An 8335-nucleotide genomic window follows, 5' to 3' on the forward strand; every position below is an offset into this window, starting at 1 on the left:
TGTGGGTGGAAAGCTCGGGCGGCGTCGGCACCTCGAACGTGTTCGTGCGCGGCATTCCCAGCACCGGCGACGCGCCGTTCGTGACGATGCAGTTCAACGGCATCCCGGTCTATGGCGCCAGCAGCCTCTCGTTCATGGATCAGACCGGCATGACCCGCATCGACGATACGGTGATGGGGATCGAGGGCGTCAACGGCGGCCCTGCATCGCTGTTTTCGGACGGTCAGCCGGGTCTGACCACCAACCTGCGGCTCCGCGAGGGCGGCGAAGAAATGCACGGCAGCCTGACCGCCTCGGTCACCGACTATAGCGCGTGGCGCGTCGACGGCTATTTGAGCGGCAAGCTTGCGCCCGATACTTATTATATGGTCGGCGGCTATATCTCGCGCGGCGATACGGTGCGCCGCGCCGGGTTCGACACCGAAAAGGGCGGTCAGATCACCGCCAATCTCACCCACAAGTTCACCAACGGCAGCATCAACGTGTTCGCGCGCTACACCGACGATCACGGCGAATGGTTCCTGCCGTTCGCGACCGCCGTGCCGGGGCTCGATCTCGGCACCTACAACCAGCTCAGCAAATATTCGCGCTACGCCACGATCATCACACCCGGCAGCGCGGGCAGCGGCGCGACCGAGACGGTCGACCTCAACAAGGGCCGCGGCTGGAAGGGCATCGTCACCGGCGCGAACCTCAATTATGATTTCGGCGGCGGCATCTCCTTCGCCGATCGCTTCGGGTACACGAGCGGCACGCTGCGGACGACCGGGCTCGTGCCGGCCGGCGCAGGGGCGATCACCGTGGCTGATGCGCTCGCCGCCGGGAACGGTACGCCGGGCCAGATCGCGGTCCACGGGATCAACACCGGCGCGACGCTGGCGCCGACCGATTACGTCCAGCAATTCGGCGCATGGGTGGTAGAAAAGGAACTCCGCAGCATCTCGAACGAGGCGGTACTGACCTTCAAGACCGGCGCCAACACGCTCAACCTCGGCTATTATTTCTCGCACTTCTCGTCGCGCGACGCATGGAGCCTTGGCGCCAACCGCTGGATGCAGGTGGGCGGGTCGCGCGATCTCGTCGATCTGGACAACGGCACGCTCGGCGCGTTCGCGATCGCCGATTACGGGCGCGCCGACGTCCATGCCATCTACGCGTCGGACTCGTTCAACATCACCGACGCGCTGCGCCTCGATGCGGGGGTGCGGCACCAGTGGACCAACATCAAGTTCAACATCCAGGGCAATGGCCTGCCCGATTATGCGCATATCACCCGCGAGGCGACGCCGTGGACGGTCGGCCTCAATTATCGCGCGACCCGGACGTTCGACGTCTACGCGCGCGTGTCGCAGGGCTATCATTCCCCGTCGTTCGACGATGTACGCTCGCAGCTCGGCAACACCGGCCCGCGGCTCGACCTCAACTGGAGCGTGCGCTCCTACGAAGGCGGCGTGAAATATCACGACCGCGGGCTCCAGCTCGCGCTGACCGGCTTCTACGATGAGGTCGAAGGTGCGGTGTACAATGACGTCGGCGTCCCGCCGCAGATCGCCGGTTCACGGACCAAAGGCATCGAGTTCGATGCCTCGTGGCAGCATGCCAGCGGCTTCGGCATCACCGGCAACGCGGTGCTGGAGGATGCCAAGACCCACACTCCGAACATTCCCGATTTCGACGGCAAGCGCGCGCAGCGCATTCCCTCCTATCAGGTGCGCGTCACGCCGACCTTCACCGTCACCGCCTCGGATACGTCGGACGTGACGCTTTACGGCACGTTCGAGGCGATCGGGAAGCGCTACAGCGACCTCAAGAACCTGCAGGAGCTGCCGGCCTACCAGACGCTCAGCGCGGGCATCAAGGCGAAGGTCGACGGCTTCACGCTGCAGATTTCGGGCGACAATCTCGCCAACTCGCATGGCCTGACCGAAGGCAATCCGCGCTTCCTCGCCGGGCCCGGCGTGGCGATCCCCGATGTGCGGCCGATCTTCGGCCGGTCATATCGCTTCTCGGTCGGTTACGCTTTCTGATCGACCGCGAGGCAGCCCTCATCTGTCCGACCGGTCCAAAAAAACGCCTTGCCCGGTCGACGGGGTTCCGGACGCGGATTGAACCGCATCCGGAACTCCGCGTTACCGCATCGCATGCATTGTCCCCGGAGCCAAGGCGGTGCAGGCATGGCTCGCGCAGATCGGCGTGACCACGCTCTATATCGCGCCGGGCAGCCCGTGGGAAAATGGATACAACGAGAGCTTCAACGGATCGCTGCTTGACGAGCTGCTCAATGGCGAGATCTTCTACACCCGCGCCGAAGCGCGGGTGCTGATCGAAGCCTGGCGGCGACATTACAGCACGGTCCGCCCGCATAGCTCGTTGGCTATCGCCCGCCCGCGCCGGAGCCGTTCCGTCGCCAGTGCCGCCCTCCGGTTCCGCTTCGCTCCACCTGCGGCCAGCACTGGCGACGGAGGTTACGATGCACTACAATCAACCCGGACCACTCGGTGGGAGCCGATCACAATTGGCAACTCCCGAAATGCGGGTGCGACGATCATCGCCCCTATCGGAAAGCAAAACCAATCAGCAAACCTCGTGACTCGCTGTGCCGCTACGGATAGGGTCGTCCCATAAGGCGGAACGACGGAGGATGTGTGAGACCGGTCGAATTGGCGTTCCAGTTGATCGAGCTGCTGAGTTTGCACCAGCCAGTCGGCGTGAGCGAGCTCGCGAGACTGGCGGGCATTCCCAAATCGACGGTCCAGCGATCGCTGATGGCGCTCCACAAGACTGGTTGGATTGAACTCGCCGACGCGGACCGTCCGGTCTGGAGCCTTTCAATGCGCGCACTCGTTGCCAGCGGTCGCGCTAACTACGAGCATTCTGTCCTGCGCGGGATTGCCATTCCCGTCATGGAAGAGCTGCGTCGCGAAAGCGAGGAAACTGTCCATCTTACCTATCGATTCGAGCGGTCGCTCGTGCTGCTTGAGCGGCTCGACGGGATCAAGCCGGTGCGCTACTTCTTTCCCTATGGGGCAGTCTCACCCTTGCACGCGACATCGTCGGGGCGTGCGATCCTGTCGATGATGCCGCAGGACGAACTCGACGCCTATCTTTCCCAACCTTTGGACGCCGTCACGTCGCTCACGGTCGTCGATCCTGAAATCGTCCGCAGCGAATTGGCGGAGGCGCGCGAGCGTGGATATGCCGTGACATTCGGGGGCAATCGCTCCGACGTCCATGCCGTGGGCGCTGCGATCGTCGATCGTCACGCTCAGCCCTTTGCCGCCATTTCGATTTCGGCGCCGGCAGAACGCCTCGATGCAAGTCTAGCTGAACGTTATGGTCCGCTGGTAGCCGATGCCGCTCGCCGCGTTACGCTCGGTGTAACAAGTCAGCCGCACTTTCACTGATCGGGCGACGCGGCTGACCTTATGCTTGCGAGGTTTCGACCGCGATAGCGCCAGCCTGATTCATCTCGGCAATTTCCGACGGGCTGTATCCGGCTTCGCGAAGCACCTCGGCCGTATGTTCCCCGATGCGGGCTGGGCCGCGACGGACGACGACCGGAGTCTCCGACATGCTGACGGGCGCTCGAATGAAACGCCGACCGCCGACTTCGGCAATGAGGCCGCGCGCCCTGACCTGCGGGTCCTCGACGGCCTGGCCGATATTGTTGATCGGACCGCAAGGCACTCCCTGCGCAAGCAGCTTGTCTATCCACACGCCGGTCGCATTGGTCGCCAGTTTCGCTTCGATCGCTTGCTGGAGCGCGTCACGGTGGGTCACACGATCAGCCGGAAGCGCAAAACGTGGATCGTCGTGCAGTTCAGGCGCATCGATTGCCTTGCAGAACTTGTCCCACAGGTTTGCGTTGGTAACGCCAACGACGAGATAGCCGTCAGCGGTCTTGAGCGCCTCATAAGGTGCTGCCAGCCGGTGGCGCGATCCGCGCGGCACCGCAATTTCTCCCGTCGTCGTGTAGAGTCCGGTTTCCCAGACGGCATAGCCTAGGGCTGATTCCAGAAGCGTCGCTTCGACTTTCTGGCCGATGCCTGTCTGGTGGCGATGATTAAGCGCCGCCAATATTCCGAGCGCACCGAATGCGCCGGCATTGAGATCGGACAGCGGAACGCCGGCTGCCACCGGGCGGGTGTCGCGATCCGGAGCGACCGCTTCACCCGTAAAACTCATGATCCCGCTCATCGCCTGCGCAATGAGGTCGAAGCCACCTCGCTCACGGTAAGGACCGCTGTGACCAAACCCCGATATCGAGCAATAAATAAGCTGGGGATTGATCGCCTTGAGGTCATCGTAGCCGAGCCCAAGCCGGTCGAACGCGCCAGGACGGAAATTTTCGACAAAGACATCGGCAGTCGCTGTAAGCTTGCGGATCACTTCGACCGCCGCGGGTTGATGGAGATCAAGGCTGATGGCGCGCTTGTTCCGGTTCATGAAGTCGAACGGTTTGAAGGGAAGCGTGCTGGCGCCGCGATTGGCTTCGCCACCGATTGGCTCGATCTTGATGACGTCGGCGCCGAGATCGGCAAGGAGCATCGAGCAATAAGCTCCCGCGATGACATGGGTGCAGTCGATGACGCGAAGATTTCCAAGTGAGGTGTCGGTCATGATATTTCCTGCTGGGAAAACGAATGGTGCGTGCCTGGTCAGCGCCGTTCGAATTTAGGTTCGCGCTTTTCAACGAAGGCGGTGATGGCCTCGCGATGATCTGTGCTTGCTTGCAGGATCGCGAGTTCGGCCGCAGCGGCAGCGCGAGCTTCCTCCGGTGACATGTCGAAAGAGAGGTCGGTCGTTCGCTTCGTCGCTTCGATCGAGAGCGGCGCGCGCGTGGCGATCCGTCGGGCTATCCGCAGCGCCCCGTCTAACAGATCACTCGCGGCGTGAAGCTCGGTAACCAGCCCCCATTGTTCGACCTTCGCAGCCGTAAAGGGGAGGCCGGACAACAGCATGGCCTTGGCTCGCGACAGGCCGATCAGGCGCGGCAAGCGATAGGTTGACGCCATCAATCCAACATTGACGCCGGCACATATGAAGGTCGCGTCGTCCGACGCCAGGCGTATATCGCAGCATAGCGCCAGCTCGAAGCCGCCTCCGACGCAGGCGCCGTTGATCGCTGCGATGGTGGGCACACGCGATGTGGCGACTAATTCAAGCATTCTGGCGAACGCCGAGAGATCCTCGCCACTGCCTTTTGTGGCTTCGCGCGCTGCTTCTTTGAGATCTGCGCCGCTACAGAAGGCTTTCCCGCGTCCGGTCAGCACGACCGCGCGAACCGAATCGTCGCTTTGAACACCGGCGAGCGCTTCGGTCATGCGCGCCAGCATCGCCGCATTCATCGCGTTTGCCGGCGGATTCTCGATCTCCAGCAGCGCGATTCCGCTGCCCCGCCTACTCATGTGAACCGTGCCCGCCATGGTGCCTCCCAAATAGTCCATTGTTCCGTATCACGGCATGATAGTTCGTGTCACGGTCTATTTTTATTGACCGCAGTGCCGATAGGCGTCACAAAAGTTCACGAATCGGAATGATGTGCCGCGATACGGCACACGACGAGGGGAGAGATGAGATGAAGATCAGCATGTCGGGCGTATCGACAATCGCCGTCGTTTGCGGACTGGCCGCCTTTGCCCCGCCTGCCTTTGCGCAAACCGATACGGAAAAGGCGAATGTGCCCGCCCACGGCGGAGATGCGGAAACGCAGGGAACCGAGGTTGTCGTGACAGGTTCACGCATTGCGCGACGCGATTTCGGGTCGACCAGCCCAATCGTGACGATGGGGGAAGGTGCTATCGGTCAGACCGGCGCGATCTCAGTTGACGCTGCTCTCAATCAACTGCCGCAGGTCGCCGCTGGTGCCACCTCCACGACCAACCTGCCCTCCAATCAGGGTCGCTCGACGGTAGACCTGCGCGGCCTTGGGCCAACGCGAACGCTTGTGCTGCTCGATGGACGGCGCCTCGTGCCTTCGAACTTCGATGGCACAGTTGACGTGAATATCGTCCCGCCGTCGCTCATCGAGAATGTCGAAGTGATCACTGGCGGTGCGTCTGCGGTTTACGGTTCGGATGCGATCGCCGGCGTGGTGAACTTCCGCCTCAAGCGAAATTTCAGCGGCGTCGAGGTCGATGGCCAATACGGTATTTCGGGCGAGGGCGATCTTCAGACAAAGTCGCTGAACGCAACCTTCGGCGGTAATTTTGCGGACCGGCGAGGGAATGCCGTGTTATCGCTCGGATATGCGGATCGTGCGGGACTCTTCGGCGATGCGCGTGAATATTCGCTGATCAGCCCCCGTTTGCAGCCACAGGTTCCTCAAGGATCTTATGGCATTCAATTCGGGTCGGCCGCGAACGCACCGAGCCAGGCAGCGCTGAATGCGCTGTTTGGTCGTTACGGCGTTTCACCTGGAACCGTGACGTTGCAAAATCTCGCGACCACCACTTTCGGTGGTCTTGGTTTCAACGCCGACGGAAGCTTGTTTGCGGTCGCGGACCAGAGCGGCGCGGTCAATTATCGCGGGAACGCGGGGCCGACGACCGGATACAGCCTGGTCAACGCCACGGTCGGTGGATTGCCCGGCGTCTATTTCAACGGGGCGCCGCAGGAATATATTTCGATTCCACTAACCCGCTACTCGGCTTTCGGCGCTGCGAACTACGACGTCTCCGATACGTTGACCTTCTATGGGCAGGCCAGCTTTTCCCGGCTTGAGAGCAAAACGCAACTTGGCCCTATTCCCGCCGGCGGATCGACAGCGGCACTGGTCGTGCCAGTCACTAACCCCTTCATCCCCACCGATCTCGCTACGCTGCTCGCTTCGCGGCCCGATCCGACCGCGGATTTCGAGATCGCGAAGCGCCTGTTCGATTTTCCGCGCACCGAAAGAAATCGTATCGATACCTTTCAGGTGACGCTCGGCGCGAAGGGCAAGCTCGGTGTCCGGGGCTGGACTTGGGAAGTCTACGGCAGTTATGGAAAGAGCGACCAGACGACGACGGGAACGGGCTATTCCAGCCGTCGTGCGCTCGATACCTTGTTGCGGGCGCCCGATGGCGGGGTAAGCCTGTGCGCGGGCGGCTATAATCCGTTCGGGATCAATCCGCTCTCCGAAGCTTGCCGGGCTTATGTCAATCGCACCGGCGGCTACACGCTGACCAACGATCTCGGCGTCGTTGAAGGCACTATTCAGGGCGGACTATTCGAACTTCCATATGGTGAGGTGCGTTTCGCGGCGGGCGCCGATTATCGCGACATGTCGTTCGAACGCGTGGCATCGTCGATCTACAATGTCGAGCCAGCGCCGGCCCCCAACGGGGCTGGCCTACCGGACGCATTGGTTCCCGCGGTCGTGACCTCGGCAAAAGGCTCTTACAATGCAAAGGAGATATTCGGCGAACTTCTGGTACCGATTCTGAAAGACATACCGGGTTTTCGGCGGCTCGATCTCGGGCTTGGCTACCGCTATTCGGATTATAGCTCGATCGGCGGCGTCCACTCCTACAAGGTCGAAGGCGATTGGGAGCCGTTCGACGGCTTGCGCTTCCGGGCCGGATATCAGCGCGCCAACCGCGCGCCCTCGCTCGACGTTCTCTTCGCGAGTACCCAGCAACTGGTGAGCCTTGGGTCGGGCGCCAATCGCGACCCGTGCAACGCGGCAGCTACCGGTGCGACCAGCGCGGCGGGCAATGCGCAAATCCGTTCGCTCTGCGCGGCCCAGGGTGTGCCGGCCGCCGGCGCGTCGACCCCGCAGTTCGTCCAGACCGTCGGGGTCGGCAACCCCGACCTAAAGGAAGAGACCGCCGACACCTTCACTGTGGGCGGCGTTGTCCAACCCAAGTTCGCGAGCCCGGTCTTTTCGCGGTTGTCGCTATCGGTCGACTATTATCAAATCAAGATTCGGGACGCGATCGGAACGCTGGCTCCGACCGACCTGGTACGGGCCTGCTATAACCTTGACGGATCGAACCCGACCTACGCCGCAACCAGCCCATTCTGCCAGAATTTCCGGCGGGCACCCAATGGTTCGATCACCCAGATCGTGACCCGCGCTGAAAATCTCTCGAGATTCTCAACGAGGGGTATCGATGCGCAGTTCGACTGGACCGTCAATCTCGCCGACGCCGGACTTGGGGGCGATACTGGTAGCCTCGGCCTCAATGTCGTCGCCAACCGGCTCATCGATTTTCAGATAACCGGGCGCGAGGGCCAAGCTACCTTCGACTACGCCGGAACGGTCGGCAACAGCAGCATCGGTGCATCTTCGCATCCAAAATGGAAAGTTGCGACTGCGCTATCCTATACCAATGGGGCGGTATCGACGACG

Annotated in this window: 5 protein-coding genes and 1 pseudogene; 4 read left to right on the plus strand and 2 right to left on the minus strand. The window is 62.0% G+C overall.

The window, feature by feature from the left end; genetic code table 11:
- From BGN95_RS12040 to BGN95_RS12050, 3 genes and pseudogenes are all read left to right on the plus strand, one after another.
- Positions 1-2027, plus strand: a 2027-nt coding sequence (locus tag BGN95_RS12040) for a TonB-dependent receptor (RefSeq protein WP_286772737.1), incomplete at its 5' end; no start/stop codon positions are given.
- A 130-nt stretch (positions 2028-2157) separates the two neighbouring features.
- Positions 2158-2476: pseudogene (locus BGN95_RS12045) on the plus strand (integrase core domain-containing protein); the annotation flags it as partial.
- Positions 2477-2672: 196 nt separating this feature from the next.
- Positions 2673-3404: an IclR family transcriptional regulator gene (locus tag BGN95_RS12050; RefSeq protein ID WP_286772738.1), complete on the plus strand. Its 732-nt coding sequence runs from the start codon at positions 2673-2675 to the stop codon at positions 3402-3404.
- A 19-nt stretch (positions 3405-3423) separates the two neighbouring features.
- Here BGN95_RS12050 and BGN95_RS12055 read toward each other — a convergent pair whose 3' ends face one another.
- Positions 3424-4620, minus strand: a complete 1197-nt coding sequence (locus tag BGN95_RS12055) for a CaiB/BaiF CoA transferase family protein (protein WP_286772739.1) — start codon at positions 4618-4620, stop codon at positions 3424-3426.
- A 38-nt stretch (positions 4621-4658) separates the two neighbouring features.
- Positions 4659-5426: an enoyl-CoA hydratase/isomerase family protein gene (locus BGN95_RS12060; protein ID WP_286772740.1), complete on the minus strand. Its 768-nt coding sequence runs from the start codon at positions 5424-5426 to the stop codon at positions 4659-4661.
- A gap of 152 nt (positions 5427-5578) precedes the next feature.
- Between BGN95_RS12060 and BGN95_RS12065 the strand changes: the two genes are divergently transcribed.
- On the plus strand, positions 5579-8335 hold a 2757-nt coding region (locus tag BGN95_RS12065), incomplete at its 3' end, for a TonB-dependent receptor plug domain-containing protein (RefSeq protein WP_286772741.1).

The organism is Sphingomonas sp. 66-10 (assembly GCF_001897045.1).
Classification (GTDB): Bacteria; Pseudomonadota; Alphaproteobacteria; order Sphingomonadales; family Sphingomonadaceae; genus Sphingomonas; species Sphingomonas lycopersici.